We start from the raw sequence: 22,904 nt of genomic DNA, 5'->3' as shown, positions 1-22,904 counted from the left end.
CTCGTTGCCGTTGCTCCACCAGCGCATTCGCGTTCTTCTCAAGCTGGATGAGGTTCTGCGGTTTCGCCACTTCCAGTTTCGGATAGATCAGTTTGAACACCTTGGGCCGTGTCCTTGCCGCCGCTGCGCTGTCAGTTCGCGCTCGGCATGGCGAGCTGGAAGGTGTACCGGCCAAGCTCACACCTGCTGCCGCTACGCCAATCTGTGGGCAAAGGCTGGTAGAACAATAGGGCGGAGCCCGTGCCTGCTAGTGACAGGCGCGGACTCCGCTTTCTCTTGATATTCAGTTGTGGGTGATGGTCAGCCGAACAAGGTCAACTGATTCAGGTGGGCTCTCCGATCACAGTCGTCCCGATAGAGCTTGGCCAGCTTCTTCGCCTTCCACTGCGACAAGTCGTAGTCGGTGGCGATCACCGCCCAGCTTGCACCCCGGTCGTACTGTTCCTGGATTTCCCGCCCGAGCCTCAGTTGCGTGCGCTGGCTCATCGGTTTCTTAGCGGTCGGCATGGTCGGCACCTCGACTCATGTCGTAGGCGTCTTCCCGCTGGCATTCCCCTTCTCCGATCTCGCACCCTGCCTCTTCGCAGAGCTCGCACAGGGTCAGGGCGTTCACTGTTCCGACCGCGATGTCGAAGCAGTCCCGACATCCACACCATTGGTATTCCGATCGGATACTCATGATCGGTCCTCCCGCGGCGGGTTGCCGTCGGTGTCGGTCACCTCGGGTTCGTCCTCGTCGACATCCCACGGTTCGTAGTGGCCGCAACAGCAGCAATACAACAGGAACTCCACACCGAGTGCCTGATCCTGCTGCGGGGCAGGGATTTTCGACGTGAGCATGTCACAGCAGATGAGACGGTGATTACTCATGACGCCTCCTCCGGCCGTTCGGTGCACAGGTCGTGCCGGGCCTGGAGCGCGTTCAGATCCCATTGCAGGCACTGCACCTGATCGAGCAGTCCTTTGCACTGGACCCGGAAATTGTCACGCTCGCGGATCAGCTCGGCGATATACACCGCGACCGCGGTGGCATCACGTACCGCCAGGGTGGAGTCCTGGCGATGCTTGCCGACCTTCAACGCCTCGGAGATGGCGACCAAAAGGTCTCCGGCCTCGGTGCGTGAAGGTTCGACCGTGATCACCCGCATCCGGCCGTCCGCGGTGTACAGGAACGTGAAGCGGAACACCTCACGCGTCTGCATGACCACAATCAGCTGATCGGTGTCGGGAGTAAGGGGGTTAAGTGCGGTCATTACTTCACCCCTTCCGGTCCGGTTGTCCCGGAATGGTTTTCCCGGGAATCGACGCGTTCGGAACGCGACGGGAACCCGTGCTTGAGCGCCTGTCGGACCCATTCCGGCGCGGGCCAGGAAACACCGTCGTCGTTGACGGGCTCCTGGTCCTCGACCTCGTTGTCGATGCCGGTGAATTCGCCCAGGAGCACGGTCAGCTGGCGATGCAGCAGCCGCGCTTCCTGGACCGTAAGGCATGCGGAGATGCCTTCGCAGTTGTGGTCCCACCGGATTTCCAGGTCACCGCGGGTGTCCTGTGCGCTGACCGTGGTGACCACCGTTTCCCCGCAGTTCCAGAAGAGCGTCACATGCCCGCTCCCTTTGGTTCCGACGGGTTCCACGCTGAGGCGGGTGTGTAGGAACGACATGGCTAGACCGTCCCTTCCCCTGCCGCGACGGCGTCGCCGATGGCGGCACCGATCACGTCCTGCACGCTGACCGCGTCCCAGAGCGAGAGCTCCAAGACCGAGCCGTCTGCGCTGTCCCCGGCTTGTAGTGCGATCACGATGTGATCCACGGACGCGTCGTAGTACGCGGAGAACATCAGCCGCGTCGGCACCCGCCGCACGTCATCGACGCGCGGACGCAGGTGCCGCCGGAATGGGTTGCCGATCATGCCGCACCCCGCTCACTACGCAGCGCTACAGCCGCTTCCGGAGTCAGGAACGTTGTGGGCGACAGCCACACGCCTTCACCGGATTTCACGGCCTGAGCGAGCATGGCATCGAGCAGGCCCTCACGCAGGCCGGTGAGCAGTTGCTCGGTTGCTTCGGCGTCCATGAACAGCCGACCCTCCCCGACCGTGATCACGATCTTGTTGATGTTCTCGGAGTACTTGACCTCGAAAACCGGATCGACACCCGGGCGGCTGATCGACATGATGTTCATCCATGCCTCACTCATGATCACGCCACCTCTTCCGGATCACTCTGGATCTGGGTGTACGGGTCGTCGCTGGCCACACTCGAACCGCCACCGTGGCCCGCGCCCGCCTGCGCCCGACTGTTGCGGCCGTTGCTGGCCGAACGTCGGATCGGTTTGGCGACCGCGTATTTCAGCGACGCCCCGACTTCATCGGCGACGAGTTCGATCACCTGGCGTTTGACGCCCTCGCGATCGGTGTACTCGCGCTGCTGAAGTTTGCCGACCACCACGACCCGCGCGCCTTTGACGAGCGAGTCGGCGATGTTGTCCGCGGCATCGCGGAACATGGTGCACCGCATGAACAGCGGCGCCCCGTCCTTCCACTGGTTGGCTTGCCGGTCGAACACCCGAGGGGTCGACGCGACGGTGAAGTTGACCACCGAATCGTTGGTCTTCGGAATGGTCCGAATCACCGGGTCCGAGGTCAGGTTGCCGATAACGGTCAAAGTGGTTTCACCGGACATTGTTCTCACTACTCCAATTCGATATGGGTTGTGTCCGTTAGAGATTGGTTGTCCGAAACAGATTCGGATCAGTTGGTGAAGCGTGAATAGTGTTGGGGTGTCAGCTAATTCGGCTGATTGTTGCGGTCGTAGCGGTGGTCTCCTTTCTGATGTTGTTGTTGTAAAACCTGTGGGGCATGGCCGAACCGGTCACGCCTCGGCCTGCATCTGCGCCGTCGAATCCATCCGCCATTGCGTGGCGTTCTCGGCCTCGGGCGCGGGGTGCTCCTGGTCGGCGTGCGGGGTCTCCTGCTGCTCGGCGTCGGCTTCGGCGTGCGCGGTCCCGCCCGAATCCGACTCGGCGTCCGCCTGCGCGAAATGGGGGTGCGCGGCCGAATGCTGCTGGTCGGTCTGCTGGGTCGCTCGGGGTTTGGCCTGGCCGTTCGAACCCGCAGTGGCCGTGACATCGTGCCGGGGCACGAGTTCCTCGATCGCGGCTTCCAGGCGCGCGATCCGGTGCCCGAGTTCATCGAACCGGCGCGTACTCTCGCGCTGCCACTCGCTGGCCTCGGCACCGCCGGTCGGCGCGGTGTCGGCCGCGGTCAACTGCCCGCGATGCTGGGCCAACCGGTATTCACTGGCCGCCGCCTCATACCGGGCACGGGCGGCGCCTTCGCCCTCGACCTGCTCGAACATGTTGCGAGGCACCGGTTTCGAGGCGTCATGATCGACCGCATCCAGGGCCTGGACCACCTGGCCGCGTTGTTCGGGGGTAAGGGTGGTGTCGTGGATGGTGTGTTCGATGCTGGCCCGTAGCCCCTTGAGGTAGGCGGCGGACTGGGTTTGCTCCTGCGGGCTGGCTCCGGCCGTGACGCGTGCGGCGGCGGCTTTGGCTTCGCGCTGATAGTCCTGGGTGCGGACCTGATACCACGCCCGGGTGGTCTGGGCCTGGTAATCATAGATTTTCTGGGCGTCGCGGGCCTCGGTGACGAGTTGGGCGCGCTGCTGGCGGGTCAGTTTCACCGACCCGTCGGCCGTGGCCTTCTGAAGCTGCTGCATCACCTGCAACAGCAGCGCCATCATCTGCGGCCAACTGCGGGCGACCTCATCGGATTCTCTCCCCGAGGTGGGGATGTGGTCGTTACTGAAGATGGCGGATCGTTCTTTGCCGGGCATTAGATTTCGGTCCTTTCGGGGGGGTTAAGCGGTCGTGGGGACGGTGTCGTCGCGGTCGCGGACGGCTTTCCAGGCACGCCAGCGCGCACGGACCGGGCGAGAGTGCGCGAACGCGAATCGGGACACGGATTGGCTTGTGGCCATGGCGAATTCGCGTGTGGTGTGGAATGCGGTGGACCAGTCGGGGCGACCCAGGCTGATCCAGAGGCCGTAGCCGATCCAGCCCATCAGCCATATCCGCAACGGCACCGTCGCCGCGGCCGGGGCGCCCGACGCGGCGGTCAGCCACATCAGCAGCCCGACGATCAGCAGCGCGGCCATGCCAGCGCGGGCCCGCAGCACGGTGCGACGCACGCGAACGATCCACGTGGGTCGGGTCATCTGGGTGGGATCGATACCGGAGGACTCCATGAGCGCCTGAAGCTCACCGTCCCAATCGATTCCGCGGCCGTTGTCGTTCATGCGTGCACTCCGTTCGAGTTGTTGTGGTGATGGGTGTCCAGGGCGGCCAACCACTCGGCGGCCACGGTGTCCGCGCGGTCATCGCCCGCCGGGTCGGTGTCCTCACCGGTGGCCAGGTAGCGGCGGACAGTGCGTTTGCTTACCCCGAGCTCGATCGCGATGCGGCCATGGGTCCAGTTCTGGGCGTGCAACTCCTGGGCGCGCTGGCGGCGGGTGTCCACCTCCTGCGTGGGGGTGTCCGCTTGTGTGGCAACACCTTCGGAGTCCTGTCCGGACACCCCGGACACCGTGCTGGCGGCGCGGACACGCTGGGGTGCGGCGGGTTCCACCTGGATCGCGAGCGGAACCTCACGGGCACCCACCGATTTCGGTTCACCGGTGCGCACCGACCTCGCGGGAACGGCACGAGCGGGAACAGCGCGGTCGCTGTCGGTGCTCATCGACATCAGCGCGAACCCGCACACCACCATCAGCCCGTCCAGGGTCAGTGGCCCGAATTCGGCGGCCGGATGCCCATATCCCCAGGCCATGAGCACATCTCGCACATGGCTGTAGGAAATGACGGCTGACCCGAAGGCCACTGCCCCGGCGCCGCCGTAGCGGGCTACGCCCCACATCCGCCCGCCCCGCCACTGCGCGCGGGAGAGCACCTCGACGCTGAGGAGTAGGCCGATCGGCCATACCGCGGCACCGATTTGGGGGGCGATGCCGGGTGTCCACCCCGGGGGCATGTGTGCGGCGGGTAGCCAGGTGTGTAGGACATTGGCCGCGATCGAGGTCAACGATCCGAAGACGAATCCGGTCCAGGAGACCAGCCGTCCGCGCGCTGCGGGGGTAGTGGTGCTCATCGTGTCCACCCCTTGTCCTCGGCGCTGTCCGCGTGAATGGCGGTGTCCGCCTTGCTGTCCGGGGTGTCCGTCCGCTGGGCGGCCGGTTGTCCGGGGCGGTCACCGGTGGGTTGACGGTGTCCGCTTTGGCTGGCCACGTAGGCCGCGATCGGGCGTAGATAGTCGGTCATGCCGCTTCACCGCCCTCGTCCTCGGTAAGACCCAGGTCCGCGCGGCGTGCCCGCCCGGAGTCCAGATCCCGCACCCGGGTCAGCGGCACCCGGGGCGCGGTGCTGGCGGCCCAGCGCTGCGCGTACGGGTCCGCGGGCAGTTCGGTGACCTCGTCCAGGTCGACCGGGATCACGTGTCCCCATTGGGCTTTGAGTGCGTGCACCCACACCACGTCGCCGGTTTTGAACTCCGCGAGCCGGTTCGGGTCGATGAAGAAGGTTTCGCGGTTGCCCAGGGTGCCTTCGTCGCCGACCTTGCCGCCCTTGGAATGGCGACTGTTCTCGGTGACCGGGCGTGACCCGAACACCTCGGACACCTTGCCGCCGCCTTCCAGGGCCATCAGCAGCGCACCCGACGGGCACGACTCCAGTAGTCGGCGGCGCTCATCGGGGGTTTGCCCGAGGCCGTATTGGTTTTGTGCGGCGAAGAACGCGACCACGCCCATGCCCAACAGCCGTTCGGCGATGGTGAATTGGTTGATACCGCCGGTCTTGTCCGCGACCGCGGACATCTCATCGATGATCAAAATGATTTGCCGGTCGTGCTCTCCACACGCGAACTGGGAGATGAGCGTGGTCAGGGCCGCGACCTGGGCGCGGGCGTTCTCCCCGCGGACCGTGCCTGGCACGGTGGCGTAGATGACATCGAACGAGTCCAGGGGTCGGCCGCCGTCGAAGCCCTCACCGATCGCGGCGAAGATGTTGCGGAACTTGCCCGAGACATCCCCGATCGCGGGCGGCTTGTTCAACTCCAACGCATCGATCTCGGCAAGGATCGAATCGTGGCCTGCCCACTTGGCTTTGAGATTGTCTACCGTGAGCGAGTCCAGGAACTCGGCCTTCGATTTGGGCTTGCCGCCCGGTGCGGTGACCGCCAGTTTGGTCACCCGGATGCGGTTCTGTTTGAAATGCTCCGAGCTCGCCTCGGTCGCTTGCACCGGGTTGATCATCGCTTCCAAGGTGGCGCACATGTCGTCGGTGTCCATCGACCACAAATCCAGGCGATTGGTCACCGGCCACAACGCGATCCGCTTCGGATTCACCCCCATCCGGGCCGCGATCTTCACTACCTGACGGCCGGTCGCCAGACCTGGTTTGCCGCCCTTGCAGTCCACGAGGATCAACAGCGGACGTTTCTCCCCGGTCCGCACATATCGGTGCCAGTACGCGCTGTACAGGCCCGTGCCCAACCGGACCAGCAGGGTGGTCTTGCCCGCCTTCTGGGACTTGCCCAGCACCACCATGTGCCCGAGACCCTCGATCGGGATATCGAACTTCGCGCCGCGCTTCTCCACCAACTGCGTGATGGTCGAGGGCTGGGTCGCGTCGGTGCGCTCGGACAATGACCCGAGCACCACCTTGGCCTTGAGCCAACCCGTCACCAACGGCGCCCCGTACTTGGCGGCGCGGCGCGCGGCGGCGGCCTTACCCAACTGCTGGCGGCGCTGCAAACGCCGTGTCTTCCACGGTGAACCAATGCCCTCTGTACCCAGCCGGGACAAATACCGTGCCCGATAGACCGCGGCACCGAACCAGGCCAAGGGCAAAGCGCCGGCGGTCATCGCCACCACCGCCCCGAACCCTGGCCCGTGCACCAGCACGGTGGTGCCCTGCCACCACAAGCTCACCGGCGCGAACCACGAATTCGCGACCCACATCGCCCCGAGGGTCAGCACCAGCGACCCGAACGCGTAGTTGCGGACTTGCCGGGCTTCCCAACGCCGTTTGTCCGCAACCAGATTCAGGGCGATCAGCAGCGCGATCACGAACACGATGCCCACCAGCGCGGTACCCACCACCGCGAGCACTTCGCCCACGCTGGAGACGTGCAGACTCCAGTTCGGGGCATGCCAGCCATCGGGCAAGCTCGGATTCTCGAACCGCTCCGACGACGGCGTCTGTGTCGGCCCCGGGTTGGCCGGAACAGCCGAAGACGGCAGTACCTCGGGAACCGGTGTCGGTGCCAGCGTCGGCGCGGGCACGGGCGTGGGTCCGCAATCCTGGGGAGTGATCAATGGAGTGCATCCACTCATCAGCGATCCACCTCCCCCGGTGACCGCTCCGGATTCAGCATGGTGTCCAACACCGCGCAGAGTTCCGGCGCGGACATCGTCCACAGATCCAGCGGAGTTCTCTTGCCCCACCGCGCAATTCGATCCGGGCTCGCCCCGAATTGATCGAGGGCTTCGATCGACTGATCGACGTCCAGGCGGCATTCGCCGCCCGCGGAGTCGATAACCCAGAGCACAGGACGCTTGTCCTCGGCCATGTCACCTCACCCCTTTCCGCGCCAAAGTGGCGTCCAAGTCATGGATTTCGAGATTCGACAAGCTGTCGACACCGCGCTTATTGGCCAGGCGTGCCGCGGTGCCCTCGACCGCACGCCGCAGGCCCTCACCGCGCACGAAGTACAGAACCCCGGCCAGGTCGTGCCGTTCGGCGGTCTCCAGCGCGGAGGTCATCACCTTCAGCAGGCGGCCGTCACCGAACTTGCGGGACAACTCCACCTCGATCGCCCACACCTTGTCCGGATCGGTGAAATCCCGGAACCACGCGTCATGGATACGGTCGGTCGGCTGCCCGGGCACGGTTTTGATCTGGCGCCGCAATAGGCGTTCGCTGGTCCACACCTGCGGGTTGGTGTCCAGCCCGGTCAGCGCGAGCCGCAACTCCGAAACTGCGGTCAGATGCGCCGCCGTGGACGGCTTCGGGGTCCACTCACCCGGATCGAATTCCAGATAGGCCCAAGCGATCTCACGCGTCGGATAGATCCACAACGGACCATGCGGCACCGTGTCGGGCTCATCGAAGTCACTCGAATGCCGCCACGGACCCGACGATCCGAAGTCCACACGGATCACGTGCGCCCGCCCGGCCTTCTTGAACCGGCCCGCGGTTTTGTACGCAGCCTGCACACCCTTACCCGCGGCATGCGCTGCCTTGACCAAGGTCTCGGACGACAGCCCGTACTGCTGGCAGGTGAGTTCCTCGATCCGGGTTTCCCACGGCTGCAACCGAATCTCGCTCACGGCGCCACCGCCTCACGCGGGCAGTCCGAGGGCCACAGCGCCACATTCGCAGTACCCGGAGCCGGGCACACCACCACCGTGGACGGCAACGCGGAACGACTGCCGAACAGCAGCACCCCGAGGTACACGCCCACCGCGAACACGAACGCCAGCAGAATCAGGGCCGCGAACATCGGCGAGGACATCGGCACAGCCGTCCGGCCGCGCGCATCACTCACGAAGTACTCGTTCATCGCCGACCACCTCGCCGACGACGCTGGAACGGGGACGCGGAGCTCCATACAAGACCCGCGGCACCGAGAAGCAGCAGGGCCACCAGGAGCAGACCCGCCAACTGGGGTGCGACAACCCCCAAAATGGCCATTGCAGTGAACAGCAGAAGCAGGGTCCGGATCATGCGGCACCCCCGACCGTGGGGATGGGGCGCGGCAAGGCCAGAACCTCGTCACGTCGTACCCGAATTGTGTTCGGCCCGACCATGTAACCGGTGAGTCGACCGTTGGAGATCCAGCGCCGAATGGTCGCCTCGTGTACTCCGAAAAGTTCGGCCACCTCCTGCAACGCCATATATGCACTGGTGGTACCGGCTTTTCGGCCCCTTCGAAGATTCTTGGAATCCGTCAAGGCAATCGCTCCTTTCTGTGCTCAGCGGGATGAAATCCGTTGAGATACAGCAAAACTCGCGACTACATGGGTGTAGTAGAGAGCACAGGAGGCATCAGGGGTGTGCACCCCCGATGCCGTGCACCCCGTGCACCCCCGATGAACCGCCGCCGCGTCGCACGAGGTGGGCGGTATGTTGGTGCGCGTGGAACATCTGCTACCGCACGCAACATCCGCCGACGTACAGGCGCAGAAACCCACCGTCGCCGTGCTACCGATCGGGAGTTTCGAGCAACATGGCGCCTTCCACCCGCTGGTCACGGATACGGTGATCGCCTGTGCCATCGCGAAACGGATCGCTGAGGACTACGCACTCTTCCTATTGCCGCCGGTCACGATGTCTCTCTCCCATGAGCACGCCGGTTTTCCCGGCTCGGTGAGCATTCGCGCCACAACCTTGGTCGCGATAGTCAGCGACGTCGTGGAGTCGTTGCGTTCGTCCGGAATTCGCCATGTGGTTCTCGTTAATGGCCACGGCGGCAACTACGTCTTACAGAACGTCGTGCAGGAAGCGAATGTGGCAGACCGGCAAATGACCTTGTTTCCTCTGCCTGTCGACTGGAACCGAGCACGCGCAGACTCCAGCATGGAAACAGACAGCCATGAGGACATGCATGCTGGTGAACTCGAAACTTCAATCCTTCTCCACGTCGCACCCGAACTTCTTCGAGCCGGTTACGACAACACGGATTGGCGCGCAGATGATAGAAAGTTCCTGCTCATGAAGGGTATGAGCGAATACACGCAAAGCGGGGTTATTGGCTTTCCTTCGCTCGGCACTGCCGAAAAAGGAAAGCGGACATTGGAATCGCTGTCAGAGTCGTTCAAACACCATCTGGAAGCTTTGATCGGCTAGCATCCCGATAGAGATCAAACTATTTGCTCCAGTGTGGCTTTCAATTCGCAGACAGCATCACCGCGAATTGTGTTAGCCCGCTTGGAAACATCTTGCAGGACAGCGAGCGAACGAGCAGACGGAGCCAACCGGAACAGCTTCGTAGCCTGGACTGCCATCCGTGTTGCTTCTTCGAATTGACCTGCCCCCAGGCATGCCGCCGCCATCCGGGCCGAACAGAGTCCTTGATCTCGTCGCTGGCTGGCTGGCCAATCCGCAAGCCCCGATGCATAGGTTTCGATAGCTCGTCCTGGCTGTCCCAGCCGAACCCAGCTATGTGCGGCCTCCATCTCGATGTAGGACGGTGTGCAGTACTTAGCCAGGTTCCCTGGCCTGTCGGGGTAAATTTCGAGTGCTTGCACCATGGCGGAATCAAGTGCCCTGCGGCAATCGTCAACCTCCCCGGTCATCGCGTGCGCGTTCGCCAGCTGCCGGAGGGCGACAGCACGCAACTCCGGCGTGATGTCGTCCCAGCGACGAAGGGCGGCATTCGCGAGTCCCAGCCCTTTTGCGGCATACCCGCGGTCAGTCGCAATGTTGCTCTTCCGCATGAGCACGTAGGACGTGAGATGGGTGTCCCCCAGCTCCTCGGCATAGTCCATCGCCTGATTGGTCCAATACATCGCGGCTTTCAAATCACCAGAGTCCTGGAACAGCCAACCAGCAAACTCGCTGAATCTCGCGCCAACTTTCAATAGTGGTTCCCGCAGGTTGCCCCTCGCCTTGCCGCAGAGCTCCTCAACCACTGTCAATTCACCGCGAAGAGCGTCGAGGATGTATCGAGGGCCGGTAAGTGCATCCATGCGGACGTGCTCGGCCAGCAGGAACTGGAGGTGCTCGACAAATGCTGGGTCGATCTCGTCTGATGCGAGTGGAATGATTCCCGACCGAACTATAGTCAGACCACTATGAGTCTCCTCAGACTCGATAGTCTCGGAATCTTGTGACGAATAACCGATTTCGTCCACCGTCACAGTTCGCCCGGCCAACTCGCTGAGGGCCTGCGCAAGCACTTCCGCGCTGCGGGCATTGGGGCGATGTACGCCCGCCCGATACCGGCCGATGGTGCCACCACCCGGGTTGACTGGCTCTCCGCCGTCTCCCTGACTGCATTCGATCATCTTGCGAGCGATGGTCTTGTTGGGCAACCTTAGCCTGGCGATCAGTTGGTCCAGGTGCTCGTTGGGCCGTGTCAGCTGTTGTCTGGTCGCATTCATCGATGCCTCCCCTTGCCGCACCAGTACAGCACGGCCCACCGACGTATTCTCAAGATTCCCAACACATTTCCGCCTTCATATCCGCGGCCTTCTTCTCGATGTCGTACCGATCGGCCGCGACCGGCGAGACTGGACAGCTTTCGCCCGAGTGTTGCTGTTCGTCGCGTTGCCACTCTCCTGCTCCGTGAATTTGGAGAGTGCAACTGCGATTGCCGTATCCCGGTCCTGAGCTGCGTGCTGATAGCGCATAGCGGCACCAGGCGTCGAATGCCCGAGACGATCCATGAGCTCCTTGAGCGTCGCGCCGGTAAGAGCGGCTAGCACCGCACCGGTATGCCGAAGGTCGTGCAAAGTCAGATCTGCTCTACCCTCATCCCGCGGATCGACGGTGTCAGCTTCAGCCCAGCGACCAGCCACCCGGCACGCGCGGTACCAGTGGCGCGTAAACGTTGACGGCGCCAGGTGTCCCCCATGAGATGCGGGGAATAGCAGAGCATTCGGTCCGGCGTCCACATGGTCGCGGAGGTGATTCTCAATCACCGATACCAAGTGCGGAGGTATCGACACTTCTCGGATTCCGGCCTCAGACTTCGGTGCCTTGACCTTCCGAACCGCGACGCCTTTCTCCTCACTCTTGAGGCGGACGACACCCCGCTCGACATAAACCCTCCGGCGGCCTAGGTCAATGTCCTTGCGGCGCAACTCTGTTAACTCACCGAACCGCAACGCGCACCAAGTAGCCAGCAAGGCCATCAGGCGGAACCGCTTCGGCAGAGTGGAGACGATCGTCTCGAGCTCCCCCAAGGTGGCTGGCCGGATGATCCTCGCGCGCTTCACCGTGCCTGCTCCCTTGATCCGGCACGGGTTCCGCTTCAAGGGAACTTTGGGATCATCGACCGCGGTGTTGAAGATCGTGGAGCAAAGGCCATATACGCGGGCACGAAGGGTCGGGGTATCCGGGTTCAGCTTTGCGAACCATCGTTTGATGTCGTCTTCGTCGATAGAGGCGATCGGGTATTCACCGAGTGCCGGAAGAATATGTGCGTCAAGCCAATCCCGGTAGTCGCCACGAGTCCGTTCTTCGAGCTCGCGCTCCTTGATCCATCTCTCCGCGTAGTCTCCGAACAGCAGTCGGGTGTCCGGTGGCACTTCGATGTCAGGCGGTTGCCACCGCTTGCGGATGATGTCCGACTGGACAGTCGATAGCCAGGCACGGGCGTCCTGCTGGGTGAGGAAATAGGTCGGTGCCGAGTACCGGCGCCCGTTCGGTCCGTAGTACCGCGCCCGAATCCGTCCAGTCGGCAACTCATCGACCGAGCCGAACGTCCCGGCCTTTCGGTGCTTCCTGCCCTCACCACGGACCATGAAATTCTCCCGGCTTCCTGCCGCTACTGACCTGAGTCTGACCTCATCTGACCTAGACCTGACCTGCGCTGCTGACCTAGATCTGACCTGAGAGAAGTGTATCGATGTTCACCGATGCCAACTAGAGTCTCGGCCGAACCAGCGAAAACTACCTGATGACAGTACATTTCGGCTGATCAAGCCTACTTCACTAACCTGTAGCGTCACTGGTTCAATCCCAGTATCGCGCACCAGAGTAATACCAGGTCAGGCCCCCTTTCGAGGGGGCCTTTCTTGTGTGTTGCCGCAAGAGATCAGCCCGGTTTCGAAGACACTGCGCGCGACTCGAATCTTCCAGCCGCTAGCGAGTCGATGTTGACGATCGCTGTCGAAGGTGCTCGGCAAGCGCGTACCAGAGGTGATAGTTCGCGATGAGCGGAATGGGGCTGTAGGCGACGGGCTTTCGCTTGCCTCCGGATTTCCCGGCGACGACCCTGACGTTTCCGTTGTCGATCTCTATCGCGAGAATCTCGGACCATGGTGTCAGCCGTTTGCCCTGAGCGAGGTATTGCGCAGACACTCGGATCGGTCCGAAGTCGAGCTCAAGCCCCTGATCCAGGTCGGCCAGGGCGGTGGCGAACCGGCGCGCGACAATCCCGCGGCCGATGGCCGCACCCCACTCCGGTCCGCCCGCGTAGCCGCCCGGAATCCACATATGGGTTCCGGACAGATCGGCGAGGGTGAGTTCTCGCCCTGCCGTATCGGTCAGCCGGTAGCGGTATCGGGAGTACTCGGTTTCTCCGGTCGTCATCCAAACGACGCTCCGGATTGTGACGAAGACCGTTGTGTCGCTGTACTGAACGACCCTGCTGGCGGTACCGGCACCGATCGCGATCAGTCCGTTCTCATACAGTTCGAGCCGAGATCCGGCACGCACGTGCCGAACACGAGCGCGTGCCCGGAGGGCGATAGGCCCCACCAACACCAGCACGCAAAGTCCCGTCGCGATCGCGCCCGTCAGCGGGCCCACCGCGAACAACAACGCCGTGACAACTCCCAGCGACACCGCGCCGACCAGGTACCTGCTCCAAGGCAGTCGCAGTGTTGTCCACAAGTAGGTGCCGACATGGGCGCCGAGACCTTCGGACTCGGCCAATGCCGCAATCCGCTCCGTCGCGTGCGGGTCGTCGTCCACGGGGGAAGTCCGTTCGGGCATCCTCGGCTCCTGTCATCGGTACGAACTCGATCTCCGCCTGGACTCGATTCGTACACAGGAGAATTCGCGCGTCACACGATGCGCCCGTCAACTCACCTACCTGGCGTGCGCGCCGGACGTTACCAGCGGACACCTGTATATGTCCGCACAATCTGCCGCGGTGCGGGCCGCCGCGCGGCGGTCGCCTCGATCGTCCAGCCCTGCGCTCCATCTCAGCTGGACCACAAGCCGCGATAATCCCGAGGTTGGTCGATCACAGTACCGTGCACCGTAATCGGCGACATGGCTGTCAAAATGTCGGCATGACGGTTCCGGTGCACGGCAACAACCCGCAGGGGCGCTATCCCCAACCGCCGAGGCGGCCCAAGCGCGGTCCGATCAAGGTGTCGTGGTGGTGGATGCTGTTGTTGATCGCGGGCGCGCTGGTACTGCTTCCGCTGGCACTGCTGGCGGGGATCGCGCTCACCGGGTCGCATCATGATCCGGCGTCCACCGTTGCGCCGGTTCGGGTTTCGAACACGGAACCGGCGACTCTCACGCCGGTGAAGCCCTGTTATCCGTTCCAGTTGGATTGCACGCCGGGATAATTCGAGTCAGCGCTCGGCGTCGACCCACTCTTCCGGCGGTAGTTCGCGCAGGTAGCGTTCGAGTGCCTCGTGCGAGAAGCGGTAGACCGCACCGGACTGGCGGAACATATGCCGGCGGTGCGCTTCCTCCAGGAACGGCAGTAGGTCGCCGGGCAGATCGCCGGTCAGCCGTAACCAGCCGCGGGTCAGCAGTGCCCACCGGCCGTAGGCGTTGTTCGCGACACCGCTGCCGATACCCGCGACGGCTCCGTACGTGAACGCGCCCAGTACGCCGATGATCGTCAGCCCGGTCACGAATGTCGTCGACGCCGCGTAGGTCGCGAAGATGGCGGCGGTGTAGTAGCGGAAGTGTCGGCGGCTGTTCTCGACCATCTCGATCGGTGTGGCGAGTTCGTTCGCGTCGATGGGGGCCTGGGGGCCGTATACGAAGGCGAGTAGGACGCCGTAGACGATCGCGGCGGCAATCCATATCCAGAAGGAACCCGCGGGGCGGTCGAGTATCGCGCCGATCAATGCCAGCACGAAACAGGTCAAAGCGCCACCGCTGGCGGCGATCTGGATCTCCTTGCCGAGTCCCTTACGACCGGGCTGCTTCGCCCAGTGCTGCACCAGGGAAGGCGGAACCGCAGCCACGAGACCGCCGATCGTGAACAGAAACCAACCCACCCGACCGAACGAGTGCAGGCCGAGGACCACCAGGGGGTAGCCGACGCATACGGCGGTGAGACCGTAGAGCGGCGCTTTGACCAATTCATAGCGGAGGTTCCGCCGGGCGGCCGGACTGAACAATTGCACCTGGATCGGCCGCTCGCCCTCATAGATCCAGCCGTACGCGGCTCCCGCGACCGCACCCAGGACAAGTCCAACCCCGGTACCGCCGAGAGGTGGATGGATGCCGAGCAGCGTGACACGGCCCGCGATGGCCAATCCCGCGGCCGCGCCCATCAGGGCGGCGCAAAGTCCGAAGACCAGCAGGCGTAACGCGCGTGGTGCGCCGTTTCCCAGTCTCCACCACTGTATTTCGCCGTCCTGTACCTGTCCGGCGATGAAGTGCAGCCAGCGCTTGGCATCCGAGCGATCGTAGTGCCGTGCGGGCCGCTCGCCTTCCTCGTAGCCGGGAGGCGTGTCGTTCACCGACTTCGGATACAGGGTGTTGACGAATCCCGCGCAGAGGTGACGCTCGAGTTCCCGTGTACTCAGCCAGGATTCGTCGATCAACTCCCGCGGATTCTGGTGCGCGGCAGCCGATCCGTACATGACGTGCGCCAGCGAAACCATCAGCGGACTGTCGAGTACTTTCCGGAGTACGTCGGTGTCCGACTCTGCGGCCGTCATGCGGGCGAGGACTTGATTCCAGAGCGCGCGCCCTTCCTCCGAATGCGCCTTGGCGGGCAGGAATTCGCGGACGTCGTCCAGCGTGAGCGGTTCGAGCACGATCGCCCAGGCTCGACGCAGCGGACGGCTGTGCTCGACGGTTTCGCGGTACTCGTCTCGACGGCATGCCACGACGAGCGGGATATCCACGCCGCTCAACGCTTCGAGCGCGTAGGTGCGCCGCGGAACCTTCTTGTACTCGTCCAAACCGTCCAGCATCGGCAGGATTCGATTGCCTGCCAATAGCCGTCCGGCATCCTCGATGCTGATGCCCGGATGATCGCGATTGATCACCGACGCCATCCATTTGTACGCGCCGACTTTTCGCGCATTCCAGGATGCGAGGTTGAAGATGACCGGTACCGGGCTGGCCGGATCGCGCGTGGTCTCCTCCCCAAGCATGGCGAGCGCCAGGAAGTTCACCAAGGTTGTTTTGCCCGAACCGATCTTGCCGAGCACGACCAATCGGCCCGAGGGGATCTCCTGGTACATCTGCGCGATGTCCTGGAATACGCCGTGTCGCAGCGCATGCTCCTCACGCCCGACCGGGATCTCCTCCCACGGAACGACCAGCCCGGTGTCGGCGGCCTGCCAGCGCACGCCGAGAATCGGCGGGTAGTCCACCCGCCAGCGGCGGACTTCTTCTTTGAGCTCGCGCCGGACGACATTCGCGAGCTTGTCCGCCAGATCGTCCAGCGTGCGATTGACCGCGAGCAGGCGATCCCGCGGAATATCCCGTCGCCGGGTCGGGGGCCAGTTGTCCGCGATCGCCGAGAGTGCCGCCGGGACGGCGGGATCCTCGGCGTCGAACGATGTCTCCAAGCCCCTGGTCAATGCCTGGTAGCCCAGACCTTCGTGTTTGATGCACACTTCGGCCAGCCGCCGGAGATCGAGCACGGGTGGGTGATCGGGGCTGAAGGTCATGCGGCTCTTGATGTATTCCGGCATGCCACCCGCGAAGGAGTACCGCCCGCTGTAGCCTGCCAGCGCGTTGATCCGCGCCAGCGCCCTGGCTATGACCAGCGCGGGCGGTTCGGGCGGGGTGCTCGTCATGAGGCGGGCCAGCACTCGCGGACCGTGGCCAGGGCCCGGCCGACCGCGGGGTCATCTTGTTCCAGGAGTTCGGTCATTGCCGCCATCAGGTCCTCGCGCCCCCGCTCCTCGTATCTGAGGCAGACATCGACGACCTGACGGAGGTCGAGCATCGGCGAGTTGTCCGGGCTCAGCACCACGTAGTTCTTTATCCGCGAGGGCATTCCGCCGACGAACGCGTGGCGGCCGCTGTGCCGACCGAGCGAATCGATATCGGCCAGTGCCCGCGTGATCGCGGTGCGGCGGTCCTTCGGAGCCGCGGGTGATCCGCCGGCAATCGGGCTTGCCGATGCCTCGATTTCACTCAGCAGTCTCGCTCGGAGAATCCGATAGACCTCTGATTCCCGGGAATCCGGCCGAATGATCGACGAGTGGTCCCCGGGAAGTGAACCAGTGTAAGGGAATACGAATGTCGCCGACGTGAACTTGACTACGTTGTCCGACAATCCGGCGTACGCCTCGAACGGGATCGGCACGGTCGTATCGGACGCCGATTTGGCATGCACAACGCGCTCGAAGAGCTTGCGTTGCGTATCGGTGACATGTTCGGCAATCGGTTTGAGTTCCGCCTCTTGGGCATTGGGGACGACTCGGCCGGCCAGACTCCGGAGCATCGACGCGTAGTTCGAGCCCGAGTTGGGCGTCGCGAACAGCAGCACCCGTTTCACTCGCCGCAGGTCCTCACCGCGGCCCAGGTCGAGCTGCTGCACCAGATACCGCTGGACGACAAGGCCGCCTTGGCTGTGGGCCGCGAAAATGATCGGAAGCTGGGGCGGCACACTCTCTTTCACCGTCGTCGCCAGGGCGGTGGCGATCGCCGAAATACTGGGGAATGTTCGATTCGGCCGCAATTCGATCTTTCCGGTTGCGTACTCGAAGTTGACAATTGAGACATTCTGCCCCAGCGTTGGGTCGCCTTCGAGGAGATCGATCATCGGTTCCCAGGCATGACCGTCGGAATTGATGCCGTGAATCAGCACCAGCACAACCTTCGCCATGCGCAACTTCTCCCCATCGCTTCAAATCCAGTGCGGCACAACTTCAAATAAATTCTAGCCGCAATGACGCTGAAGAAATCGGTGAATATTGCACGGGGTTAACCGACCATCCGGTCCCCTCGAAATCGCTCTCGATAGCAAACCGGGGGCCGACTTCACCCCCGATGCGCTCCCACGCAACCCTCAGCTCGGGTCAGCGAGGCGAAGGTGGTGTCGTAGGTGAGGCGGTCGATGGCGACGCAGGTGGTCTTGGCGCCGGGCATCCCGAGGCGGCAAGTACCGACCACACAACCAACAAATTACGCATTTCGGACATGCTACGAGATGTGCGCGGCGCTTCAGGGTCGGCTGAGTTCGCGATATGTTCTAGCGATGACCGGTACACCCGCAAACGCGCAGCACCTGCGTGACCTGGCCAGATTGCGCCGGGTGCGCGATCGCATCGATCGGGAGTACGCGCAGCCGCTGGATGTCATGGCACTGGCGCGGGACGCGCATATGTCGGCCGGGCATTTGAGTCGGCAGTTCAAGCTCGCGTATGGCGAAGCGCCGTACAGCTATCTGATGACCCGTCGGATCGAGCGGGCCATGACGCTGCTGCGACGTGGGGATATGAGTGTCACCGAGGTGTGTTTCGCGGTGGGCTGTTCGTCGCTGGGCACCTTCAGCACGCGGTTCACCGAATTGGTGGGGGTACCGCCGAGCACCTACGCCAAGCAGGAGGCCGAGGCGACGGTCGGCATTCCGGCGTGTGTGGCCAAGCAGGTCACCAGACCGGTCAGGAATCGAGAAGCGTCGGCTTCGGATCAGTAAATAGGCTGATCACAGCAAGACCGGAACATTCGAGCCGGGCCGTGTATCGCGGTCGGACGGCCCGCCGCGCAACCCTGTGGACCCGACACAGATGGAGAGAACATGAGCACCCCCGCGAAGACGAAACAGCCCGCACCGCATGCCGCGGACAGCCACGAGTGGATCCGCGTGTACGGCGCGCGGGTGAACAATCTCAAGGATGTCAGCATCGCGATTCCCAAGCGGCGGCTGACGGTCTTCACCGGCGTCTCGGGTTCGGGTAAGAGTTCGCTGGTGTTCGGCACCATCGCCGCGGAGTCGCAGCGGTTGATCAATGAGACGTACAGCAGTTTCGTGCAGGGGTTCATGCCGTCGCAGGCACGGCCCGAGGTGGATGTGCTGGAGGGTTTGACCACCGCGATCCTGGTGGATCAGCAGCGGATGGGGTCGGATCCGCGCTCCACGGTCGGTACCGCCACCGACGCCAATGCCATGCTGCGGATTCTGTTCAGTCGGCTCGGTAAGCCGCATATCGGTTCGCCGCAGGCGTTTTCGTTCAATGTGGCGTCGGTGAGCGGCGCTGGTGCGGTCACGGTGGAGAAGGCCGGGCGGCAGATTCGGGAGAAGCGGACGTTCAGCATTACCGGCGGTATGTGCCCGCGGTGTGAGGGGCGGGGCGCGGTCAATGACATCGATCTGACGCAGCTGTATGACGAGAACAAGTCGCTCAACGAGGGCGCGCTGACGATTCCCGGGTACAGCATGGACGGCTGGTTCGGTCGAATCTTCACCGGCTGTGGATATTTCGATCCGGATAAGCCGATCAAGAAGTACAACAAGCGTGAGTTGAACGATCTGCTCTACAAGGAGCCGACGAAGATCAAGGTCGACGGCATCAACCTCACGTATGAAGGGTTGATCCCGCGTATTCAGAAGTCGATGCTGTCCAAGGATGTGGACGCGTTGCAGCCGCATATCCGGGCGTTCGTGGAGCGGGCGGTCACCTTCAGCGTCTGCCCGGAATGCCACGGGACGCGGCTGAGTTCGGAGGCACGATCCTCGAAGATCAAGAAGATCAGCATCGCGGACGCGTGCGCCATGCAGATCAGTGATCTGGCGGAGTGGGTCAAGGGGCTCGATGAACCCGCGGTGGGGCCGCTGCTGGAATCGCTGGGGCAGACCTTGGATTCGTTCGTGGAGATCGGGCTCGGGTATCTGAGCCTGGATCGCGCCTCGGGGACGCTGTCGGGCGGAGAGGCGCAGCGCGTCAAGATGATTCGGCATCTGGGATCGTCGCTGACCGATGTCACCTACGTATTCGACGAGCCGACGGTCGGCCTGCATCCGCATGACATCCAGCGGATGAACGATCTGCTGCTTCGCCTGCGGGACAAGGGAAATACGGTGCTCGTGGTCGAGCACAAGCCGGAGACGATCGCGATCGCCGATCATGTGGTCGATCTCGGGCCGGGCGCGGGTTCGGGGGGTGGCACGGTGTGTTTCGAAGGCACCGTGGAGGGGCTGCGCAAGAGCGACACCATTACCGGACGGCATTTCGACGATCGCGCCGCGGTCAAGGACGCGGTGCGAAAGAGCAAGGGCGCGCTGAAGATCCGCGGCGCCAAGACGCATAACCTGCAGAACGTGAATGTGGATGTGCCGCTGGGGATTCTGACCGTGGTGACCGGCGTCGCGGGCTCGGGCAAGAGCTCGCTGGTGCACGGGTCCATTCCGCGCGGTGCGGACGTCGTCTCCATCGATCAGGCGCCGATCAAGGGTTCGCGACGCAGCAATCCCGCCACCTACACCGGCCTGCTGGAGCCGATCCGTAAGGCGTTCGCCAAGGCCAATGGCGTGAAACCCGCGCTGTTCAGCGCGAATTCGGAGGGCGCGTGCCCGGTCTGCAATGGCAACGGGGTCATCTACACCGATCTCGCGGTCATGGCCGGTGTCGCCACCACCTGTGAGGAGTGCGGCGGTAAGCGTTTCCAGGCGGCGGTGCTCGAATACCACTTGGGCGGTAGGAATATCGCCGAGGTGCTGGCCATGTCGGTCTCCGAGGCCGAGGAGTTCTTCGGCGCTGGCGAATCGAAACTGCCTGCGGCACACAAGATCCTGGAACAGCTGGCAGCCGTGGGACTCGGCTATCTGACCATCGGGCAGCCGCTGACCACCCTGTCCGGCGGTGAACGACAGCGTTTGAAGCTGGCCACGCATATGGGCGAGAAGGGCGGCATCTACGTCCTGGACGAGCCGACGGCGGGCCTGCACCTGGCCGATGTCGAGCAGCTGCTCGGTCTCCTCGACCACCTCGTCGATTCCGGCAAGTCGGTCATCGTGGTGGAGCATCACCAGGCCGTCATGGCGCATGCCGACTGGATCATCGACCTCGGCCCCGGCGCGGGTCACGACGGCGGCAAGGTCGTCTTCGAAGGCACGCCCGAAGCGCTGGTGTCCGCGCAATCCACGCTGACCGGCGAACATCTCGCCCAATATGTGGGCCGATCAGGAATCAAGAAGCGCGCTGCCCGGGCGCGCGGATAGCGTTTGCGTCATGGACCTATCGATTCTCAATACCTTCCTCCCGATGGACGATCCGGAGGCTTCGCTGGCGTTCTACCGCGACACTCTCGGTTTCGAGGTTCGCAATGACGTCAAGTACGGGCCGATGCGCTGGATCACCGTCGGACCGGTCGGACAGCCGGGGGTATCCATCGTGCTGCACCCGCCGGGCGCGGATCCGGGTGTCACCGATGAGGAGCGGCGCGTGATCACCGAGATGATGGCCAAGGGCACGTTCGCCACCATCGTGTTGACCACCTCGGATGTCAATGGCGTCTTCGACAAGGTCCAGGCCACCGGCGCGGAGGTCGTACAGGAGCCGATGGATCAGCCGTATGGATTGCGGGACTGCGCCTTCCGCGATCCGGCCGGTAATCACGTGCGAATCAATCAGGCGCTCTGAGCCTGCGGCCAGGGCAGGGTGGCTCGCAGTGTGAAGCCGCCCTGCGGCCGGGCGCCGAAGGCGAGGGTGCCGCCGACCAATTCGGCGCGTTCGGTGAGGCCGAGCAGGCCGTAGCCCGAGCGCGGAGCGGGTTCGGTCGCGCCGGGCGCTCCGGAGTCGCTCACGGACACGGTGAGGCCCTCCCCCGGCGCGCCGTCGAGCAGGATCCAGACCGTCGCGCCGGGGGCGTGTTTGCCGACATTGGTGAGGCCCTCCTGGACGATGCGGTACGCGGTGCGCGCGCTCGTCACGGGCGGGTCCGCCTCGGTCTTGTCGGTGAGGGTCACGGCCAGTCCGGAGTCGCGGGCGTCGGCCACCAGGGTCGGCAGCGCGGCCAGGGAGGGCTGCGGCGGTTCGGGCGGGTCGGTGGCGTGCAGTTCGTCGGCGCGCAGGACGCCCAGGACGTCGCGGAGTTCTTCCAGAGCCTGCCGGGAATTCTCGGCGATGGTTTGGGCGATCGAACCGACCTGTTCCGAACTGAGATCGGGGCGATAGGTGAGTACGCCCGCCTGCATGGCGACCAGTGAGATCCGGTGCGCGAGTACATCATGCATTTCGCGGGCGATTCTGTGCCGCTCCAGGATTCGCGCCTCGGTGGCGCGTGCGACCTGTTCGCGTTCGGCGATCTCGGTGCGCTGTTGCAGGGACCAGATCACCTCGCGGCGGGAACCCACCGCGACGCCGACAGCGACTATCGCGCCCATGGCGACAACCAGGAAAGCGAGGGTGTACCAGCCGGAGCCGGGCAGTTCGTTCTGCGCGTTGAACTCCGGATAGACCCGCGTCATCATCATGCCGGCGAGGACCCCGACGACCGCGATCGGCAGGATCTCCCGCAGCCGCCGCCGGGTCGCCAGCGAACACAGTGCCAGTATCGAAGGCCCGCTGGCCGTGGTCGACACCGCCGACACAGCGGTTGTCACCGCGGCGACCGCCACCGGCCAGCGCCGCCGGAAAAGCACCAGCACCAGGCAGCAGACGCCGAGAATCGGGTCCACCACGCACAGCCAGATCAGCAGCAGCGAGGGAACGCCCGCGTCCATGCCCTGTTTGGCGATGATCCAGGACAGCACGGCGAACAAGATCACTACCAGCTGCCGCCAGCCCTCCTGCCACCACCGCAGCGGTGCGGGCCCCGGGCGCACGGCCAGACTGGTTTGGGTCATCCAACCAGCATTGCCGGTCTCCCCCACCCTCGCGCATCGGCCTGGGGTCGCGATCGGCAGCGACCCAGGTATGACCTTGTCCGATCGGGGCTAGGGGTATGGCCACATATGCGAAAAAGCCCAGGGCGATTCGGCTTACGGTTATGCTCGCTAACGATCCCGTTCCGTGGGGA

28 protein-coding genes are annotated in these 22,904 nt (G+C 63.9%); 5 read left to right on the top strand and 23 right to left on the bottom strand.

From position 1 onward, the window contains the following. Positions 1 to 300: 300 nt before the first annotated feature. The 16 genes from OHB26_RS24765 to OHB26_RS24690 form a co-directional block, all read right to left on the bottom strand. A complete protein-coding gene (locus OHB26_RS24765) occupies positions 301 to 507 on the bottom strand; it encodes a hypothetical protein (protein ID WP_330179646.1) in 207 nt (68 codons plus the stop codon). A gap of 168 nt (positions 508 to 675) precedes the next feature. Continuing rightward, the gene (locus OHB26_RS24760; RefSeq protein ID WP_330179645.1) at positions 676 to 870 is read right to left on the bottom strand and encodes a hypothetical protein; all 195 of its coding nucleotides are present in this window, start codon (positions 868 to 870) and stop codon (positions 676 to 678) included. Next, complete coding sequence (locus tag OHB26_RS24755; RefSeq protein ID WP_330179644.1) at positions 867 to 1,253, bottom strand: hypothetical protein; 387 nt, start codon at positions 1,251 to 1,253, stop codon at positions 867 to 869. The genes OHB26_RS24760 and OHB26_RS24755 overlap by 4 nt, the downstream gene beginning before the upstream one ends. Then, positions 1,253 to 1,570: a hypothetical protein gene (locus OHB26_RS24750; protein WP_330179643.1), complete on the bottom strand. Its 318-nt coding sequence runs from the start codon at positions 1,568 to 1,570 to the stop codon at positions 1,253 to 1,255. Before OHB26_RS24750 ends, OHB26_RS24755 begins: the two co-directional genes overlap by 1 nt. 92 nt (positions 1,571 to 1,662) lie before the next feature. Next, entirely contained in the window at positions 1,663 to 1,908 is a 246-nt protein-coding gene (locus OHB26_RS24745) for a hypothetical protein (protein ID WP_330179642.1), read from the bottom strand. Continuing rightward, positions 1,905 to 2,195: a hypothetical protein gene (locus tag OHB26_RS24740; protein ID WP_330179641.1), complete on the bottom strand. Its 291-nt coding sequence runs from the start codon at positions 2,193 to 2,195 to the stop codon at positions 1,905 to 1,907. Before OHB26_RS24740 ends, OHB26_RS24745 begins: the two co-directional genes overlap by 4 nt. Positions 2,196 to 2,197: 2 nt before the next feature. Then, on the bottom strand, positions 2,198 to 2,680 hold the full coding sequence (gene ssb, locus OHB26_RS24735) for a single-stranded DNA-binding protein (RefSeq protein WP_330179640.1): 483 nt from the start codon (positions 2,678 to 2,680) through the stop codon (positions 2,198 to 2,200). Positions 2,681 to 2,869: 189 nt separating this feature from the next. After that, positions 2,870 to 3,742, bottom strand: coding sequence for a hypothetical protein (locus tag OHB26_RS24730; protein ID WP_330179639.1), 873 nt, complete (start codon positions 3,740 to 3,742; stop codon positions 2,870 to 2,872). A 117-nt stretch (positions 3,743 to 3,859) separates the two neighbouring features. Then, positions 3,860 to 4,297, bottom strand: a complete 438-nt coding sequence (locus OHB26_RS24725) for a hypothetical protein (protein ID WP_330179638.1) — start codon at positions 4,295 to 4,297, stop codon at positions 3,860 to 3,862. Beyond that, positions 4,294 to 5,145 (bottom strand): helix-turn-helix domain-containing protein, encoded by an 852-nt coding sequence (locus tag OHB26_RS24720; protein ID WP_330179637.1) that lies wholly within the window; start codon positions 5,143 to 5,145, stop codon positions 4,294 to 4,296. The genes OHB26_RS24725 and OHB26_RS24720 overlap by 4 nt, the downstream gene beginning before the upstream one ends. Then, positions 5,142 to 5,315 (bottom strand): hypothetical protein, encoded by a 174-nt coding sequence (locus OHB26_RS24715; RefSeq protein ID WP_330179636.1) that lies wholly within the window; start codon positions 5,313 to 5,315, stop codon positions 5,142 to 5,144. Before OHB26_RS24715 ends, OHB26_RS24720 begins: the two co-directional genes overlap by 4 nt. Then, the gene (locus OHB26_RS24710; RefSeq protein ID WP_330179635.1) at positions 5,312 to 7,387 is read right to left on the bottom strand and encodes a hypothetical protein; all 2,076 of its coding nucleotides are present in this window, start codon (positions 7,385 to 7,387) and stop codon (positions 5,312 to 5,314) included. The genes OHB26_RS24715 and OHB26_RS24710 overlap by 4 nt, the downstream gene beginning before the upstream one ends. Further along, a complete protein-coding gene (locus tag OHB26_RS24705; RefSeq protein ID WP_330179634.1) occupies positions 7,387 to 7,623 on the bottom strand; it encodes a hypothetical protein in 237 nt (78 codons plus the stop codon). The genes OHB26_RS24710 and OHB26_RS24705 overlap by 1 nt, the downstream gene beginning before the upstream one ends. A 1-nt stretch (position 7,624) precedes the next feature. Then, positions 7,625 to 8,383, bottom strand: coding sequence for a hypothetical protein (locus tag OHB26_RS24700; RefSeq protein WP_330179633.1), 759 nt, complete (start codon positions 8,381 to 8,383; stop codon positions 7,625 to 7,627). After that, positions 8,380 to 8,616: a hypothetical protein gene (locus OHB26_RS24695; RefSeq protein WP_330179632.1), complete on the bottom strand. Its 237-nt coding sequence runs from the start codon at positions 8,614 to 8,616 to the stop codon at positions 8,380 to 8,382. Before OHB26_RS24695 ends, OHB26_RS24700 begins: the two co-directional genes overlap by 4 nt. Positions 8,617 to 8,776: 160 nt before the next feature. Then, on the bottom strand, positions 8,777 to 8,950 hold the full coding sequence (locus tag OHB26_RS24690) for a helix-turn-helix domain-containing protein (protein WP_330179631.1): 174 nt from the start codon (positions 8,948 to 8,950) through the stop codon (positions 8,777 to 8,779). A 229-nt stretch (positions 8,951 to 9,179) separates the two neighbouring features. On the opposite strand from OHB26_RS24690, the gene OHB26_RS24685 reads away from it, so the two are divergent. Beyond that, positions 9,180 to 9,902, top strand: a complete 723-nt coding sequence (locus OHB26_RS24685) for a creatininase family protein (protein ID WP_330179630.1) — start codon at positions 9,180 to 9,182, stop codon at positions 9,900 to 9,902. Positions 9,903 to 9,916: 14 nt separating this feature from the next. Here OHB26_RS24685 and OHB26_RS24680 read toward each other — a convergent pair whose 3' ends face one another. The 3 genes from OHB26_RS24680 to OHB26_RS24670 form a co-directional block, all read right to left on the bottom strand. Next, a complete protein-coding gene (locus tag OHB26_RS24680) occupies positions 9,917 to 11,158 on the bottom strand; it encodes a hypothetical protein (RefSeq protein WP_330179629.1) in 1,242 nt (413 codons plus the stop codon). A 75-nt stretch (positions 11,159 to 11,233) separates the two neighbouring features. Further along, entirely contained in the window at positions 11,234 to 12,523 is a 1,290-nt protein-coding gene (locus OHB26_RS24675; RefSeq protein WP_330179628.1) for a tyrosine-type recombinase/integrase, read from the bottom strand. A gap of 340 nt (positions 12,524 to 12,863) precedes the next feature. After that, positions 12,864 to 13,718, bottom strand: coding sequence for a DUF6585 family protein (locus OHB26_RS24670; protein ID WP_330179627.1), 855 nt, complete (start codon positions 13,716 to 13,718; stop codon positions 12,864 to 12,866). A gap of 302 nt (positions 13,719 to 14,020) precedes the next feature. Between OHB26_RS24670 and OHB26_RS24665 the strand changes: the two genes are divergently transcribed. Then, a complete protein-coding gene (locus OHB26_RS24665) occupies positions 14,021 to 14,305 on the top strand; it encodes a hypothetical protein (protein WP_330179626.1) in 285 nt (94 codons plus the stop codon). A gap of 6 nt (positions 14,306 to 14,311) precedes the next feature. Here OHB26_RS24665 and OHB26_RS24660 read toward each other — a convergent pair whose 3' ends face one another. The 3 genes from OHB26_RS24660 to OHB26_RS24650 form a co-directional block, all read right to left on the bottom strand. Beyond that, positions 14,312 to 16,747: a hypothetical protein gene (locus OHB26_RS24660; RefSeq protein WP_330179625.1), complete on the bottom strand. Its 2,436-nt coding sequence runs from the start codon at positions 16,745 to 16,747 to the stop codon at positions 14,312 to 14,314. Continuing rightward, positions 16,729 to 17,769, bottom strand: a complete 1,041-nt coding sequence (locus OHB26_RS24655; RefSeq protein ID WP_330179624.1) for an alpha/beta fold hydrolase — start codon at positions 17,767 to 17,769, stop codon at positions 16,729 to 16,731. Before OHB26_RS24655 ends, OHB26_RS24660 begins: the two co-directional genes overlap by 19 nt. 155 nt (positions 17,770 to 17,924) lie before the next feature. Beyond that, entirely contained in the window at positions 17,925 to 18,056 is a 132-nt protein-coding gene (locus OHB26_RS24650) for a hypothetical protein (protein ID WP_330179623.1), read from the bottom strand. A gap of 85 nt (positions 18,057 to 18,141) precedes the next feature. On the opposite strand from OHB26_RS24650, the gene OHB26_RS24645 reads away from it, so the two are divergent. The 3 genes from OHB26_RS24645 to OHB26_RS24635 all read left to right on the top strand — a co-directional run bounded on the left by OHB26_RS24645 (position 18,142) and on the right by OHB26_RS24635 (position 21,526). After that, entirely contained in the window at positions 18,142 to 18,582 is a 441-nt protein-coding gene (locus tag OHB26_RS24645; RefSeq protein ID WP_330179622.1) for a helix-turn-helix transcriptional regulator, read from the top strand. 102 nt (positions 18,583 to 18,684) lie between these two features. After that, the gene (locus OHB26_RS24640; protein ID WP_330179621.1) at positions 18,685 to 21,105 is read left to right on the top strand and encodes an excinuclease ABC subunit UvrA; all 2,421 of its coding nucleotides are present in this window, start codon (positions 18,685 to 18,687) and stop codon (positions 21,103 to 21,105) included. Positions 21,106 to 21,115: 10 nt separating this feature from the next. Continuing rightward, positions 21,116 to 21,526, top strand: a complete 411-nt coding sequence (locus OHB26_RS24635; protein WP_330179620.1) for a VOC family protein — start codon at positions 21,116 to 21,118, stop codon at positions 21,524 to 21,526. Here OHB26_RS24635 and OHB26_RS24630 read toward each other — a convergent pair. Further along, complete coding sequence (locus OHB26_RS24630; RefSeq protein ID WP_330179619.1) at positions 21,514 to 22,731, bottom strand: sensor histidine kinase; 1,218 nt, start codon at positions 22,729 to 22,731, stop codon at positions 21,514 to 21,516. The genes OHB26_RS24635 and OHB26_RS24630 overlap by 13 nt on opposite strands. Between the last annotated feature and the right edge of the window lie 173 nt (positions 22,732 to 22,904).

Source organism: Nocardia sp. NBC_01503, assembly GCF_036327755.1.
In the GTDB taxonomy this organism is placed as follows: domain Bacteria; phylum Actinomycetota; class Actinomycetes; order Mycobacteriales; family Mycobacteriaceae; genus Nocardia.
Note: the sequence above shows the minus strand (reverse complement) of the source record. Positions and strands in the feature narration are given on the sequence as shown.